At 68.0% G+C, this 15,039-nt stretch carries 11 protein-coding genes; 6 read left to right on the top strand and 5 right to left on the bottom strand.

Annotated elements, in window-relative coordinates:
- Nucleotides 1-17 precede the first annotated feature (17 nt).
- Complete coding sequence (locus tag DES44_RS15865) at nucleotides 18-998, top strand: aldo/keto reductase (protein ID WP_058933769.1); 981 nt, start codon at nucleotides 18-20, stop codon at nucleotides 996-998.
- Between the two features lie 77 nt (nucleotides 999-1,075).
- Here DES44_RS15865 and DES44_RS15870 read toward each other — a convergent pair whose 3' ends face one another.
- A complete protein-coding gene (locus DES44_RS15870; RefSeq protein ID WP_058937177.1) occupies nucleotides 1,076-2,152 on the bottom strand; it encodes an NAD(P)H-dependent flavin oxidoreductase in 1,077 nt (358 codons plus the stop codon).
- Between the two features lie 345 nt (nucleotides 2,153-2,497).
- Nucleotides 2,498-3,502 (bottom strand): amino acid ABC transporter substrate-binding protein, encoded by a 1,005-nt coding sequence (locus DES44_RS15875; protein WP_083525309.1) that lies wholly within the window; start codon nucleotides 3,500-3,502, stop codon nucleotides 2,498-2,500.
- A gap of 259 nt (nucleotides 3,503-3,761) precedes the next feature.
- Here DES44_RS15875 and DES44_RS15880 point away from each other — a divergent pair, with 259 nt between their 5' ends.
- Entirely contained in the window at nucleotides 3,762-4,004 is a 243-nt protein-coding gene (locus DES44_RS15880) for a glutaredoxin family protein (protein WP_058933768.1), read from the top strand.
- A gap of 7 nt (nucleotides 4,005-4,011) precedes the next feature.
- On the opposite strand, the gene DES44_RS15885 is transcribed toward DES44_RS15880, so the two are convergent.
- Nucleotides 4,012-6,369 (bottom strand): S9 family peptidase, encoded by a 2,358-nt coding sequence (locus DES44_RS15885; protein ID WP_083525308.1) that lies wholly within the window; start codon nucleotides 6,367-6,369, stop codon nucleotides 4,012-4,014.
- Nucleotides 6,370-6,560: 191 nt separating this feature from the next.
- Here DES44_RS15885 and DES44_RS15890 point away from each other — a divergent pair, with 191 nt between their 5' ends.
- On the top strand, nucleotides 6,561-7,412 hold the full coding sequence (locus DES44_RS15890; protein ID WP_116001659.1) for a transporter substrate-binding domain-containing protein: 852 nt from the start codon (nucleotides 6,561-6,563) through the stop codon (nucleotides 7,410-7,412).
- A gap of 6 nt (nucleotides 7,413-7,418) precedes the next feature.
- Nucleotides 7,419-8,072, top strand: a complete 654-nt coding sequence (locus DES44_RS15895) for an amino acid ABC transporter permease (protein ID WP_058933766.1) — start codon at nucleotides 7,419-7,421, stop codon at nucleotides 8,070-8,072.
- 22 nt (nucleotides 8,073-8,094) lie between these two features.
- Here the strand turns inward: DES44_RS15895 and DES44_RS15900 are convergent, their stop codons facing one another.
- Both DES44_RS15900 and DES44_RS26005 read right to left on the bottom strand, forming a co-directional pair.
- On the bottom strand, nucleotides 8,095-8,850 hold the full coding sequence (locus DES44_RS15900; protein WP_058933765.1) for an oxygen-binding di-iron domain-containing protein: 756 nt from the start codon (nucleotides 8,848-8,850) through the stop codon (nucleotides 8,095-8,097).
- Nucleotides 8,851-8,974: 124 nt separating this feature from the next.
- A complete protein-coding gene (locus DES44_RS26005; protein WP_083525306.1) occupies nucleotides 8,975-10,567 on the bottom strand; it encodes a methyl-accepting chemotaxis protein in 1,593 nt (530 codons plus the stop codon).
- A gap of 633 nt (nucleotides 10,568-11,200) precedes the next feature.
- On the opposite strand from DES44_RS26005, the gene DES44_RS15910 reads away from it, so the two are divergent.
- Nucleotides 11,201-13,114 carry a DUF1631 family protein gene (locus DES44_RS15910; protein WP_211326939.1) on the top strand — a complete coding sequence of 638 codons (1,914 nt, stop codon included), beginning with the start codon at nucleotides 11,201-11,203 and terminating at the stop codon, nucleotides 13,112-13,114.
- Nucleotides 13,115-13,124: 10 nt separating this feature from the next.
- Complete coding sequence (locus DES44_RS15915) at nucleotides 13,125-15,038, top strand: ATP-binding protein (RefSeq protein ID WP_058933763.1); 1,914 nt, start codon at nucleotides 13,125-13,127, stop codon at nucleotides 15,036-15,038.
- The last annotated feature ends 1 nt before the right edge of the window (nucleotide 15,039 follow it).

Consider the following 15,039-nt stretch of genomic DNA (forward strand, 5'->3'; position numbering starts at 1 on the left):
CTGATCTGAGAATCTCCATGGCCCAGCCGTCCCTGCCCCTCCAACAGCTCCTCCCCGCCACCAGCCCACTGGCCTTCGGCTGCATGGGCCTGGGCGGCAGCTGGGATGACGCGCCCTACACCGAAGACCATGTGGCTCATGCGCATGCGGCGGTGGAAGCCGCGCTGGACATCGGCGTCACGCTCTTCGACCATGCCGACATCTACACCCGCGGCAAGGCCGAGTCGGTCTTCGGCGAGCTGATGCGTCGCCAACCGTCACTGCGGGACCGCATCGTGCTGCAGAGCAAATGCGGCATCCGCTTTGCGGACGACGAAGGCCCCAAGCGCTTTGATCTGTCCCGCGAGTACATCGTCGCCGCGGCCGAGGCGAGCCTGCGTCGCCTGGGCACCGAGCGGCTGGACATCCTGCTGCTGCACCGGCCGGACCCGCTGTGGGAACCGGAGGAGATCGCCCTGGCCTTCCGCCAGCTGAGGGAGCAGGGCAAGGTGCTGCACTTTGGCGTCTCCAACATGAATGCCGCGCAAATGGCCTGGCTCGGCCGTTCGCTGGACCAGCCGCTGGTGGTCAATCAATTCGAGATGGGCCTGGGTCATCTGGAGCCGATCGAGGCCGGCACGACCTTCAATGACGGACAGGCCGCTGCCCGTCCCGGGAGCCTCGCCTGGAGCGGCACGCTGGAGCATTGCCAGCAGCAGGGCATCCAGGTGCAGGCCTGGGCGTCGCTGGCCCGCGGCCGGTTCAGCGGCGACACGGCCAAGGACCCCGCCGATGAACCGGCTCGCCGCCTCGTGCAGGAACTGGCGCAGCGCCACGGCGTGTCCACCGAAGGGGTGCTGCTGGCCTGGCTGATGCGCCATCCGGCCCGCATCCAGCCGGTGATCGGCAGCAGCCAGCCGGCCCGCATCCGGGCCTGCGGCGATGCGCTCAAGCTGACGTTGACACGTGGCGAGTGGTACGCCCTTTACGAGGCTGCGCGGGGCCGGGCACTGCCCTGAGCGGCCCGACCTTGCGCAAGTGGACTCGGAGGAGTCCGCTGGACGCGTGGCAGCGCTCGGCGCTCGGCGCTTGAGTCTCAGACCGCGGCGTTTCCTTGCTCGGCGATACCGTCCCCGAATCCCTCCGCCAGCGCGGCCACCAGATCCGCAGCGGGCAGTTCCTTCAAGCCGCTGAAGTTCTGCCCCGCCCACAGCGGGGAGAAGTCCCCGCTGCCCTGGGCCTCGGCCTTGGCACGCAGCGGCGCCAGCGCATTACCGGCCAGCGGGAAGGCCGGTGCCAGCTCATTGATCGGCCCCACCTCCCGCATCAGGCGGTTGACGATGCCGCGCGCCGGCCGGCCCGTCATCAGGTTGGTCACCGCCGTGTGATGCAGGTCCGGCTGTCGCAGGGCCTGGCGATGCGGCGCGGGGGTGATGGCTTCATTGCTCAGCATGAAAGCGGTGCCCACCTGCACCGCGCCAGCGCCTAGTGCCAGTGCTGCACGCACGCTCGCAGCATCGGTGATGCCGCCCGTGGCGATGACCGGAATGCTCACCGCCTTCACCACCTGCGGCAGCAAGGCCATCAGACCCGCCTGCCGGGTGAGGTCGGCGCTGAGGAAATGCCCCCGGTGCCCGCCAGCTTCCCAGCCCTGCGCGATGACGCCATCCGCGCCATGCGCCTGCAGCCACACCGCTTCTTCCACCGTGGTGGCCGAGGACAGCACCCGGCTGCCCCAGGATTTCACCCGCGCCAGCAGGTCCGGTGCCGGCAGTCCGAAATGGAAGCTGACGATCGGCGGCTTGAAGACCTCCACCAGATCCGCCACTTCATGGTTGAAGGGTTGGCGGCCGACGCCCGCGGTGATGGTGGACGGGTCCACGCCGTATTCGGTGAAATAAGGCGCCAGACGATCGCGCCAGCGCGCCTCGCGCGCCGGGTCCGGCAGCGGGGGAATGTGGGCGAAGAAATTGACGTTGTAGGGCTGATCGGTGCCGCTGCTCAACAGCTGCAGTTCCTGCTGCAGCGCCTCTGGCGGCAGCAGGGCCGCCGGCAGCGAACCCACGCCACCGGCCCGGCACACGGCCAGGGCCAGCGCAGAGCGCTGCACGCCGGCCAGCGGCGCCTGGATGAGGGGCAGACGGCTGCCCAGCAGGTCGCGGGCAGCGCGGATGGCAGACGAAGAGTGCCAGGGGGCTGGCAGGTCAGCGTGATCCTGGGAGGCGGCAGCAGGCAACGACATGGCGGATCCTTCGGAGCGAGATGATCTCAGGTGGACAGCGGCCGTTGTGGCGGCCTACCCCATCATCGCAAATCCGTGGCCCTGCCCGGCCCGTCACCCAGCGGCGACGTGATCGCGCGCCCGCTTGCCTGTCCCTTCCATCCCGCTCTGATCGATCTCAATGTGATCGCCGATCGACGCCTGGATTGGCGTTGAGATCGACGCTTGGATCGACGCTGAGGGCGCCGCTTGGATCGACGTTTGAATCGACGCCAAGTGCGACGCTCAGTGCAACGCTCAGATCGAATAACCCAGCAACATCGCCACGCCGGCTTCCTTGTTGGGACGCACGAAGCTGTCGCGCGTGAGGCGGCTCATCGGAATGGTCAGGGCCGGCGTCTCGAACCACTTCTTGTAGAGGGTCTGGATCTCGCCGCTGGTGAACAGACGGCTCAGGGTGCGGTCCACCACCTCGTTCAGGCGGGTGTCGCCCTTGCGCATCATGATGCCGTAGGGTTCCACCGAGAAGGCCATGCTGGCCAGGCCCAGCGCATCCAGCGCCTTTTCCTTCGAGGCCAGGCCTTGCAGCAGCGCGTCGTCCTGGGGGAAGGCGCGGGCCTTGCCTTCACGCAGCGCCTTGAACGCTTCGTTGTTGTTGGCGTATTGCACCAGCTGCATCTTGGCTTCGCCGGAGCTGTTGAGCTGGGTGAACAGCTTTTCGGACGTCGTGCCCTTGCTCAGCGCGATGGTCATGCCATCCAGGTCCTTGAGCGATTCCACCCGGGTGCCCTTGGGCACCAGCACCTTCATGCCGGCCACGAAGATGGTGTAGCTGAAGCTCACCTGCTCCTGACGGGCCTTGGTGTTGGTCGTGGAGCCGCATTCCAGGTCGATCTCTTCCTTCTGCAGCTTGGGAATCCGTTCCGGGCCGGAGACCACCACGTAGTTGACCTTCAGGTCCGGCAGCTTGAGTTCCTTCTTGATGTCGTCCACGGCTGCCAGGCACAGGTCGACCGAGTAGCCGGTCGGCTGCTTGGCGTCGTTCAGGAAGGAGAACGGACGGGCGGCTTCCCGGACCCCGACGTTGATCGTCTTGGTCTCGCGGATGCGGGACAGGGTGTCCGCCTGCGCGGCGACGCACGCCAGCGAGGCGACCAGCCCCAGCGAAGCCATCGCCAGCGGGCGGATCAGCGGAAGCGCCGCCGGACGGATCAGCGCGTTCAGGGTGGGCAGGACGCCCGGGTTAACAGCGGCGACGGCACGGACAGCACGAAGCGAGGAGAACACAGAGAAGGCAGGCATGGACGCTCTCAAGAATTCGATAACAGCACGGGAAAGAGCGGCTGTGGATACGCCGGTTCGGCGCGACGCAATACGGTACCTCAGCAGGGTCGCGGACGCGAAGACCGGTGGCACCAGCACCACAACCGTCCGTCGGATAGTGCCGATCAGCAGGGGATTTACACCGCTGTTCCGCGGATCGCCGCGCGATCAGCGCCCAATGCCCGGATGGTTGCGGTATCACCAGCGGGTCGGGTCTTGAGCCGCTACAGTCACGGCCATGGAACTCAAGATCGTTGTGTATTCGAAGTCGGCCTGCCCGCAATGCGACACGGCCAAGATGCTGCTCAAGTCACGTTCCCTCCCCTTCGAGGAGATCAAGATCGACGACGAGGCGCAGCGCCTGGCCTTCTACGAGAAGTGCGGCCCGTCGGTGCGTCAGATGCCCCAGGTGTTCATCAACGACCAGCGGGTCGGCGGTGTCACCGGCCTGCAGGCCGCTCTCAAGCAACTGGGGATGTAAGTCGGCGCTAGCGTCCGGCCAGCCCCCACTGGTCCAGCATGAAGGCATAGACCCGCGCGCGCTCCCGCAGCGCGTCGTAGCGGCCGGAAGCGCCGCCGTGGCCGGCCGTGAGGTTGATGTCGAACAGCACCGGACGCGTGTCCGTCTTGACGCTGCGCAGTCGGGCCACGAACTTGGCCGGCTCCCAGTAGGGCACCTGGCTGTCGTTCAGGCCCGCACGGGCCAGCACGGCGGGATAGGCGCCCGGCTTGAGGTTGTCGTAGGGGCTGTAGGCCCTCATCCAGGCATAGTCCGCCGGCCGCTTCGGGTTGCCCCACTCCTCGAACTCCTCCGTGGTGAGCGGGATGGTCTCATCCAGCATCGTGTTGATGACGTCCACAAAGGGCACCTCCGCCACCACCGCCTTGAACAGGTCGGGCCGCAGGTCGGTCGCCGCGCCCACCAGCAGGCCGCCGGCGCTGCGTCCGGTGATGATCAGTTGCTCCGGCCGTGTCCAGCCGGACCGCACCAGCATCTCGGCACTGGCGATGAAGTCGGTGAAGCTGTTCATCTTCTTGTCCAGCTTGCCGTCCAGATACCAGCGCCGGCCCATCTCTCCGCCGCCTCGCACATAGGCGGTGGCCAGCACCACGCCGCGGTCCAGCAGCGAGACGTCCTGGGCATTGAAGCGGTGGTCGATGGACAGGCCATAACTCCCATACCCGCGCAGCAGCAGCGGACGCGGGCCCTCGCCTCGCAGCGCCTTCGCATAGATCAGGGCCACCGGCACGCGCGTGCCGTCGGCCGCGGTCGCCCAGACCCGTTCGCTGGCATAACGTGAGGGGTCGTACCCCAGCACCGGCTGCTGCTTGCGCACCTGCAGGCGCCGGTCGCTGAAGCGGTAGTCCATGACCGTGGGCGGCGTGAGCAGGGTCTGATATTTCAGGCGGACCTCGTCGCTGTCGAATTCGCCGTTGAGCTCGTGCTGCTCGTCCAGCTGCGCGCTGGACATCGGGTCCGGCATCGCGAAGGGGGTCACCGTCGCCGGCCCGGGGCGACGGCGTCCCAGGCCCAGGCCCGACTCGTCCAGCACCCCCAGCTTGACCGCACCGTTCTCGCGCCACTGCAGCACCAGATGGCGGGCGAAGGGCCGCAGCCGCTCCGGAGAGACGGTCTCGGAATACGGCAGCAGTTCCCGCGCCCGGGCCAGGTCGCCGGCCTGCAGCAAGGGCGCACCGACAGACGGTGACGCGGCCTTCCCCCGGCGGGCCGCTGCCCCTTGGGGCATCGCCACCCGCACCAGCCGGAAATCCGGCCCCCGGTCGTTGATCAGCAGATAGAGCTGCCCGTTGCGATGCTCCACCCGGTATTCCTGCCCCGCGCGGCGCGCCAGCACCGGGCGCCAGGCGGCATCGGGACGATCCGCCGGCAGCAGCATCACCTCGGTGGCGTTCTTCGCATAGCTCACCAGTTGCAGCCACCGGCCGTCGGCGGTGGCGTGAAGCTCCAGGTTGAACAGTGGGTCCTTCTCCTCGAAGACGAGGACGTCCGGCGCGGCCCCGTCCACCGCATGGCGCCAGAGCTGGCTGCGGCGGCGGGCTTCGTCCGAGCGGATGTAGAAGACCGTGCGGCCATCGGCGGACCAGACCGCGCCGTCGGTGCGCTCACCCACCCAGGGCAGGTCCTGGCCGCTGGCCAGGTCGCGGATGCGCAGCTGGAAGTCGCGGTAGCCGCTGTCGTCCAGCGAATACAGCAGGCGGCGGCCGTCCGGGCTGGGCTCCACCTGGCTGACCGACAGGAACTGGCGCCCCTTGGCCAGCTCGTTCAGGTCGAGCAGCACCTGCGCCGGCGCCTGCGCGTCGTCCAGGCGTTGTGGCCCCTGCGCGGCGCGGCGAATGTATTGCGGGTACTGGGCGCCGGCGATGGTGCGCTTGGCATACCACCAGGCGCCGCGCCGCACTGGCACGTCCTCATCAAACGGAGCCATGCGGGCGACCATCTCCTGGTAGAGCGTGTCCTGCAGGGGCTGCAGCCGCTGGAACCAGCGGTCGGTGTAGGCGGCTTCGGCCTGGAGGTGGGCCATCACCGCCGGGTTGTCCCGTTCGCGCAGCCAGTAGTAGGGGTCGATGCGGGTGTCCCCATGGACGGTGACATCCTTGGGAATCTGGCGCGCCACCGGGGGCGACAACGACGACGCGTCCGCACCCGCGCCGCCCCCAGCGCCAGGACCGCCCGCCTGCATGCGCGACGCTGGGGATTGGCATGCCGCCATCACCGCGCCCAAGGCCAGCACCAGCGCCATCTGCGCCATCCGCGCCATTTGCGCGGCGCCGCCGCGCCTGCGGGCCTGTTGAGATCGACCTCTGACCGTGCTGGATAGGCTCATGACGTTCTTCTCTCCCTGGTGGTGCGCCCGAACCTCCCAGGCCCGAAGCGCAATGATTGCGGCTGATTGTGCCGTTCACGCGCCGCTGCGGCTTCCCCAGACCGCCTGGGGCTGTTGCGCCCCGACCGCTCCGGCAGGCCCGCTTGGTGGCAAGATGCCCCCCATTCCATGCCAACACAACGAGGAACGACATGAACGCCCAGGTCCCTGCCGCCCCCCATCCAACCAGCGCCCTGCGCCGTCGCCTGCTCCGCCGGGCCGCGCTGGTGCCAGGGCTTGCCGCCGTCCTGCTTGCCCTGGCCCCGGCCGCCCATGCCGCGGACCTGCTGGACGAGGTCAAGGCCCGCGGCACCCTGCGCATCGCCTGCGAGGGCACCTACCCGCCCTTCAACTTCAAGAACGACAAGGGCGAGCTGACCGGCTTCGATGTCGACATCGCCAAGGCCCTGGCCGCCAAGATGGGCGTGAAGGCCGAATTCACCACCACCGAATGGAGCGCCATCCTGGCCGGCCTGCAGGCGGGCAAGTACGACGTGATCGTCAACCAGGTGGCCGCCACCGACCAGCGCCGCCAGACCTTCGACTTCAGCGGCCCCTACGTCATCTCCTATCCGCAACTGATCGTGCGCGCCAACGAGACGCGCAAGCTCGACACGCCGGCGGACCTCAAGGGCAAGAAGGTCGGTGTGGGCCAGGGCAGCAATTTCGCTGCGCTGGCGCAGAGCATCGAGGGCGTGGAGGTGCGCACCTACCCCGGCGCGCCGGAGTACCTGCAGGACCTGGCGACCGGCCGCATCGACGCCGCCATCAACGACAGCCTGCTCATCCCCTATCTCAAGGCCAAGACCAAGCTGCCGGTGAAGGCCGGCGCGGCCATCGGCAAGCCCGAGAGCAATGCCATCCCGTTCCGCAAGGGCAGCCCCAAGTTCAAGGCCGCCATTGACAAGGCGCTGGACGAGCTGAAGAAGGACGGTACCTACGCCCGCATCTCCACCCAGTGGTTCGAGCGTGACGTGAGCCAGCCGCTGCCTGGCGGCCAGTAAGCCCGGATGGATCTCGCGTCGCTTTTCGCGCTGGCCTGGCCGGTGCTGCTCAAGGGCAGCGGCTACACCCTGTTCTTTGCCGTGTCGGCCATGCTGCTGGGCCTGCCGCTGGCGGGCCTGATCGCGCTGGTGCGGGTGCTGCAGGTGCCGGTGCTGACGCAGCTCAGCGCGGTCTACGTCAGCGCCATGCGGGGCACACCGCTGCTGGTGCAGGTGTTCATCGTCTACTACGGCCTGCCCAGCATCGGCATCGAGTTCTCGCCAGTGTCCGCCGGCATCCTGACGCTCACGCTCAACGTGGCGGCCTACATGAGCGAGACGCTGCGGGGCGGCATCCATGCGGTGTCGCGGGACCAGTGGCTGGCCGGCACCAGCCTGGGCCTGACCCGGCAGCAGACGCTGCGCTATGTGGTGGCGCCGCAGGCCCTGCGGGCGTCGGTGCCCAGCCTGTCCAACAGCCTGATCAGCCTGATCAAGGACACCTCGCTGGTGTCGGTCATCGCCGTCACCGAGCTGATGCTGGCCACCAAGGAACTGATCTCCACCACCTTCCAGCCCTTCCCGCTCTACCTGATGGCGGCGCTGATCTACTGGGTGCTCAGCTTCGTGTTCGAGCAGTTGCAGCGGTGGATGGAAAAACGCATGGCCTATCCGCACTGAACCGGCTCGGGCGGCTCGGTGCCTAGGCCGGCACCGCGTAGTCCTTCTGCGTCACCAGGTCGATGCCGCAGGACAGGGTCTGGATCCAGTCGATGAACTGCTGCACCGCCGCGCCTTCCATGGGCGCGCCGTGCTGCGGCACGATCATGCGGATGGGCAGGCTCTTCACCATCTCGGCCCACAGCCGCAGCACCTTGCCGCTGACCATGTAGCGGCGGTGGAAGGCCAGCATCGACGGGATGTGGGGTTCCAGCTCGGTGATGGTCGCGCCTGGGTCCACGCCGATGGACACGCCCAGGTCGCCCGAGAACAGAATGCCGCTGACCGGGTCCCAGAACTGGAAGTTGCCCTCCGAGTGCATGAAGTGCGCCGGCAGCGCCACCAGCTCGCACTGCCCCACAGGGATGCGCATGCCGCGGTCCGGCACGCCCACCACCCGACCGCTGGTCTTGCCCGGCTTGCAGAAGTGGGGAATGAAGCGCTCCCAGATGCGGGAGATGTACACCGGCGCGGCGGTGGCGGTCATCCACCGGTCCAGCGACGCAATGATGTCGGGATCCGCATGCGAGGCCAAAATGGCCGAGAGCTTGTGCGGCGGAAAGCAGGCGGTGACGCCCAGGTACAACTCTCCATAGGCCAGGTTGCCGCCCGGATCGATCAGCGCGCCGGTGCCGCTGTCCACGATCAGGAACTGGTTGGCCTGGACGCCGTCCTCGTGGCCGAAGTCGGAGAACATGAGGCAGCGATGGCTGCCGTTATTGAAGAGTTCGATCGCCAAGGGGGCTCCGCAGAAAACAGTCCCCCACACGATATTTCGCATGACAACCGCTTGGAACCGCTGGCGAGCGATGACCGGCGCAGGAATTGATTTATGGCAAGACCTGCACCGGCTGGCGGTGAACTCAGGCGCGCGCAGCTCCGCGGCTGGCGCGCTCAGCATCGACGCGGAACACCGCAATCGCTTCCACCATGCGTTCGGCCTGACGCTTGAGGCTGTCCGCCGCGGCCGCACTCTGCTCCACCAGGGCGGCGTTCTGCTGCGTGGCCTGGTCCATGCGGGTGACCGCCGAGCCCACCTGCGAAACGCCTGCGCTCTGCTCGACGCTGGCGGCCGTGATCTCACCCATGATGTCGGTCACGCGGTGAATGGCGGACACCACTTCCTGCATGGTCTCACCGGCCCGATCCACCAGGGCCGAGCCTTCCGACACCCGCTCCACGCTGGTGCTGATCAGCGACTTGATTTCCTTGGCGGCTTCAGCCGAACGGCCGGCCAGGCTGCGCACTTCGGACGCCACCACGGCAAAACCACGGCCCTGCTCGCCGGCACGGGCGGCTTCCACGGCGGCATTGAGCGCCAGGATGTTGGTCTGGAAGGCAATGCTGTCGATGACGCCAATGATGTCGGCAATGCGGCGGCTGCTGTCGTTGATGCCCTTCATCGTCTCGACCACCTGGCTGACCACCTCACCGCCCTTGGTCGCCACTTCGCTGGCGCCCTGGGCGAGCTGGTTGGCCTGGCGGGCGTTGTCGGCGTTCTGCTGCACCGTGGCGCTGAGCTGCTCCATGGAGGAGGCGGACTCCTGCAGGGTCGAGGCCTGCTGCTCGGTGCGAACCGACAGGTCGTTGTTGCCCTGCGCGATTTCGGCGCTGGCGGTGGCGATATCCGAGGCGGACCCACGCACCTGCACGATCAGGTCGAGCAGTTGCTGCTGCATGCGGCCCATGGAGGCCAGTACGCTGTCGCTGGGCGCGGCAGCTGCGCCTTCGATGGGGCGCAGGTCACCGGCGGCCACGCGGCTCGCGACGGCGCCCAGCACGGCGGGCTCGGTGCCCAGCGCGGTCATCAGGCGCCGGGTGATGAACCAGCCCAGCAGCGATGCGGCCACCACGGCCAGTGCACACAAGGCCATCATCCCGTGGCGCTGGGACGCAGCAGCGTCCATCGAGGCCTTCTCGGTGATCTTGCCCTTGGCGGCCACGTAGTCGGAATAGTCCCGGAAGGCGTTGAGCAGGGCGGCCAGCAGCGGACGGCAGTCGCTGATCATCAGGTTGCTCGCCTCCTCGCGCTGGCCGGAGCTGGCCAGCTCGACGATGCGCACCGCCACCGGGCTGTACTTGGCCTCCACCTCGAGGATGCGGGCCACCTGCTCACGTTCCTTCGCGGTGACATCGTCGTTCTTCAGCTCCCGCTGGATCTGGCTGAGCAAGTCGCCCAGGGCCTTGTGCGCCTCCAGCGCCATGGTCTTGGCGCCGGCCAGATCTTCCGGGGTGCGCACGATCACCATGTCCCGCACGCCGATGGCCCGGCGGTTGGTCATCACCCGCGCTTCCAGCACCAGCTCGCGACGGGCCGATGCGCCGTTGAGGTAGTCGGTGTAGCGGTTGTTGACCTGGCTGATGCCAAACAGGCCCCAGGCGCTGACCAGCAGGACCAGGGCAACGAGGGCAGCAAAGGCAAATGCCAGCTGCTGCCGGACGGACAGACGATTCATGGTGATGAGTGAGAACGAAGAGGAAGCAAGGCCCCGAAGGGTCGTGAGGAATGCCTGCCTGAGGTCTCACCCGGTTCCGCTGCAAGCGCCGCTTCACCGGTTCTGGAACCGGCGTTGGAAGGGGCTGTCGAGGGAGCTCGGAACAGCCCGGCACGGGGCACGATTCCAGCGGGTGGAAAGCAGTTGCAATCTGATTCAAATGCTACGGGTCCAAAATAGTTTGACCAAATGCCAGGACCCTGCCGATCGTGACGGAGTCGAGTCGCCTCTCTAGACACCCCCCCGGATGGGGGATACGAGTGATCCAAACCGACGGGCGCTCCCCGCGCAAGCGATGGTCAAAAGCGTGTCGGGTTCCTCACCGGCCTCAAGCGCGGCACACTGCCGCTCCGTCGGCGCCCGGACAATGCACCGATGTCGAGCACGGTGGGTCGAAATCCACACGGCTTGTTTCAAATCCAGACAGGGCAGCAACAGCCGAGAGGAAGCGGATACAGACAATTCGCGACCGCGCGAGCAGATGTCTCGCTGTGTGCTGACCTGTGTTCCCGACTGCGCTGCGCTGCGTCCTTGTGACTGAGCTTCGGGGTTCCCGAGAGCGCCCTGTGAGCCAAACCGCTGAAGATGGATGCCGTGCCCCTGCCCAGTGAATGGATGGATGCCTGCCGCGCCGAGCTGGTGGCGGCGGCCGCGCAATGGGTGAGTGACACCGGCACGGCGCTGGAGCGGGCGCAGAACCGGGCGGACAGCGTCGGCGAGGCCAATCGTCTCTTCCATGTGCAGCGGGCCCTGGACCGCTGGCAACACAGCGCGCCGGAGCGCATCGTCAGCCTGCTGCTGTCCAGCATGAAGGAACGCTGCAGCGAGCCACGGCTGGGCGCAACGTCCCCGCTGCTGCCCAGCGAAATGGAGCTGGTGGACGACGATGTGGTGAGCGAGAGCATCGGCATCTCGCGCCTGGTCACCGGCATTTTCTCGGTGGCGGAATGGGAGATCCGCACGGTGGAGCGGGCCCTGGTCGGCCACATCAAGGATTTCTCCGAACGCAGCAATCCGTTCCATCCGGAAGCCATTGCCCGCACCATCTGGAAGCTGGCGGAAGACCTGGGCCTGCAGCGCGAGGAACGTGCCGCCTGCCTGAGAGTCTCGCTGGACGCCACCACCGCCCTGGCCCGGACCGCCTACGCCTGCCTGGGCACCTGGCTGGCGGGACAGCGGGAGGTGGGCCCGCTGGCCATCCAGCGGCAGTCCGAGGTGCACAACGCCATTCCGGTGGACGTGCTGGCGGGCCTGGCCGCGGAAGCTCCGCCGCTGGCGCTGGAACTCGAGCCGATGCATGGCCGACCGTTCGATGCCGCGCCCACGCCTCGCGGCGGTTCTCCGAAGGCCGGCGGCGAGGTGGTGTTCACCCGCCTGATGCGCGGGGTGGAGGACATCCTCGGGGATGTACGGCTCACCCACGAGCTGCGGCGGGTGCTGAGCGGACTGCAACTGGGCGTGCTGCGCTTTGCGTTCGGCACGCCCTCTTCGCTCTATTCCACCCAGCATGAGATGTGGGACATCACCGGCGTGCTGGTGCAGTATGCGCTGCAGCATTGCCTGAAGGACCGGGTGGTGCATGACGACTTCGTCCTGTTCGCCGACCAGGCCATCCAGACCCTGCTGAGGCTGGACCCCAGCCGGCTGCATGAGCTGGACAAGACCCTGGTGCGCCTGCGGCGCTATGTGAAGGAGCGTCCGGCCGAGCTGGTGGAAAGCCGCCGCCATGCCTCGATGCAGTTTGCCCGGCTGGAAGAGCGCCGGCGGCAGATCCGCAGCGTGTCCATCAACCGGCACCGCGAGCGCATCAATGCGGTGATCGCCGACCAGGAAATTCCCTATCGCCTGCGCCAGTTCCTGCTGGTGGACTGGGCCGAAGCCCTGGCCCATGCGGAAGTGGCGGAAGGGCCGAAGTCACCCGCCTATGCCGAGCTGTGGGGCGCTGTGGACCGCATGATGCGCGCCGTGCAGAAGAACACCCTGACCGCCGACGCGGCGAGCCTGCAGGAGAAGATGGAGCTGCTCAAGCTGCTGGAGCGCGGCATCACCTGCGTGGCGGTGCCCAGCGTCGAGAAATACGAGCTCACCGACATCCTGGACCGCACCGGCATGATCTCCCGCGAGGGCGAGGAATGGTCGGACAGCGACATCGGCGGGCTCGACAGCGCGCTGCCGCCCTCCCCGTCGCCTGCGCCGCATCGCCGGGACTTCTGGGGCGCGCAGTCGCAGTCGGGCGGCAAGGGCTGGTCCACGGCCGACGAGACGACCGTGGGTTTCACCACCGCCATGCCCACCTCCGATGCCGAGCACTGCGTCAATGCCCTGCAGGAGGACGATCTGATCGAGCTGTTCCTGGCCGGCACCTGGGTGGAGGTGCGGCTGGTGGAACTGGCCGAGGACGGGCAGATCTTCCTGTTTGAAGGGGAGACCGACGGCGGCGGCACCCACCAGCTGACACGACGGGCGCTGCTGCGCCTGTTCCGTGAAGGCCTGGCCACTCCGATCTGAGCGCCCCGACATGAGCCACGACTCTCCGGTTCCTGAAGACATCGTCGAGCGCAGCGCCAGCTTGCGGCTGCTGGGCGAAGCCGAGTGCCGCTGCGACGACGGCACCGTCACCCGCATCACCGATGCCCGCGTGGCCACGCTGCTGGCCATGGTGGCCCTGGAAGGCGGCATGCCGCGCACCCGCGCGGCCGACCTGTTCTGGCCGCAGTCCGGCAGCAATGCCCGCACCAACCTGCGGGTGCTGCTGCACCGCACGCAGAAGACCTTCGACCTGAAGCTGTTCACCTCCGGCGACGTCATCGAACTGGCGCCGCACATCCGCGTCGATGTCCAGGCCCCGGACCATCAGCTGGTGATGAGCTGCCTGAGCGCCGGAGCGGCCGGCCTGCGCCTGCTGTCCAGCCTGGAGCTGCCGGAGGGCCTGACCGAAGCGGCCCACTGGCTGGCAGCGGCCCGCAACCAGATGGAGCAGCGGCTCACCCGCAGCCTGATCGCCTGGTTCGAGCGCGCCGGAGAGGCGGTCGACCTGAGCCAGGCCATGGCGCTGGCCGAGGCCCTGATCAGCCTCAATCCGCTCAGCGAGGTGGGTTACCAGGAACTGATGAAGGCGCTGGTGGCCAAGGGCGACCGGTCGGCGGCGCTGGCCGTGTTCGAGCGCTGCCGCAAGGAGCTGCAGGAGCACCTGGGCACGCACCCCAGCCGGACCACGGTGGAGCTGCACCGGCAGATCCTGCGCTCACGGGCCGAGGGCCAGCAACTCGCGGCCGTGGGACGCCTGATCCAGCGCGAGACCGAGATCGAGCAGATCACGCAGGCCATCAGCCGGCGGCGGGTGGTGATCGTCGAAGGGCCGAGCGGCATGGGCAAGTCGTCCCTGCTGCGGCATGTGGCCCAGGAGCGGGGCGACCTGTACTGGCGCATCACCGAGCAGGACAGCAGCCGACCTTTTGCCAGCCTGCATCGCATCACCCTGCACCTGATGGAGCGGCTGCGCGCGCAACCGGGTCAGCCGGCCGAGAACCTGGCCAAGGCCGAGCGTTTCCTGGAGCAGCTGGACCCGGCCCATTCGCGGGAGATGGCCTCGCCGGCCAGCACCCGCTCCCTGCTGGAATCGGCGATCCACATCATCGAACTCAGCCGGCCCGAGCGCAGCACCGCCGTGCTGGTGGATGACCTGCACCTATGCGATGACGAAAGCCTGGATGTGCTGTCCGCGCTGGTCACCGAAAGCGCGGCCCTGATGCCCTGGTGCGACTTCGTGCTGGCCTACCGCCCGATGCGGGCGCGGCGCCGCCTGCGCGCGCTGTGTGAGAAGCTGGCTGCTTCCGGCCGGCTCAAGCTGGTGCAGCCGGCGGCCCTGACCGTGGCCTCGGTGCAGCGCATGCTCAACGAGGACGGCAGCACTTTGGCGCCCAAGCTGGTGGAGGACGCGGTGCGCCTGAGCGGCGGCACCCCCGCCATCCTGATGGGGCTGCTGCAGGCCTGCCAGGACCAGGGCAGCCTGGTGGGTGTGCCCACGCCGGCCATGCGGTCGCTGCTGCTGCAGCGGCTGGGTTCCTGCAGTTCCACCGCGGAAGGGGTGGCACGGCTGGCGAGCGTGGCCGGCGGTAGCTTCTCGGTGCGCATGGCCTCGGACATCACCGGCCTGTCGTCCTGGCGGGTGGCGGAGAAATGGAACGAGCTGCTGCTGGCCGGCGTCTTCGATGCCAAGGGCTTTGCCTTCCCGCTGCTGGAAACGGTGGTGTATGAATCGGTGCCGGAGACGGTGCGGCAGTTCATGCATGGGGAAGTGGCCGCAGTGCTGGAGCGGCATGGCGCCACGCCTGCGGAGCTGGCGCACCACTGGCGCATGGCCGCCGACATGGCGCGCGCGGCGGACTACGAGCGCCGGCTGACGGCGGGGGACGCGTCCCCGGCGTCCTGAG

Origin of the sequence: Roseateles depolymerans (assembly GCF_003387155.1) — a bacterium.
In the GTDB taxonomy this organism is placed as follows: domain Bacteria; phylum Pseudomonadota; class Gammaproteobacteria; order Burkholderiales; family Burkholderiaceae_C; genus Roseateles; species Roseateles depolymerans.

Excerpts from the sequence above, each read along its gene's own strand:
- DES44_RS15865 (WP_058933769.1), top strand. The coding sequence starts at position 18 with ATGGCCCAGCCGTCCCTGCCCCTCCAACAGCTCCTCCCCGCCACCAGC.
- DES44_RS15875 (WP_083525309.1), bottom strand. The coding sequence starts at position 3,502 with ATGCCTGCCTTCTCTGTGTTCTCCTCGCTTCGTGCTGTCCGTGCCGTC.
- DES44_RS15880 (WP_058933768.1), top strand. The coding sequence starts at position 3,762 with ATGGAACTCAAGATCGTTGTGTATTCGAAGTCGGCCTGCCCGCAATGC.
- DES44_RS15885 (WP_083525308.1), bottom strand. The coding sequence starts at position 6,369 with ATGAGCCTATCCAGCACGGTCAGAGGTCGATCTCAACAGGCCCGCAGG.
- DES44_RS15890 (WP_116001659.1), top strand. The coding sequence starts at position 6,561 with ATGAACGCCCAGGTCCCTGCCGCCCCCCATCCAACCAGCGCCCTGCGC.
- DES44_RS15895 (WP_058933766.1), top strand. The coding sequence starts at position 7,419 with ATGGATCTCGCGTCGCTTTTCGCGCTGGCCTGGCCGGTGCTGCTCAAG.
- DES44_RS26005 (WP_083525306.1), bottom strand. The coding sequence starts at position 10,567 with ATGAATCGTCTGTCCGTCCGGCAGCAGCTGGCATTTGCCTTTGCTGCC.
- DES44_RS15915 (WP_058933763.1), top strand. The coding sequence starts at position 13,125 with ATGAGCCACGACTCTCCGGTTCCTGAAGACATCGTCGAGCGCAGCGCC.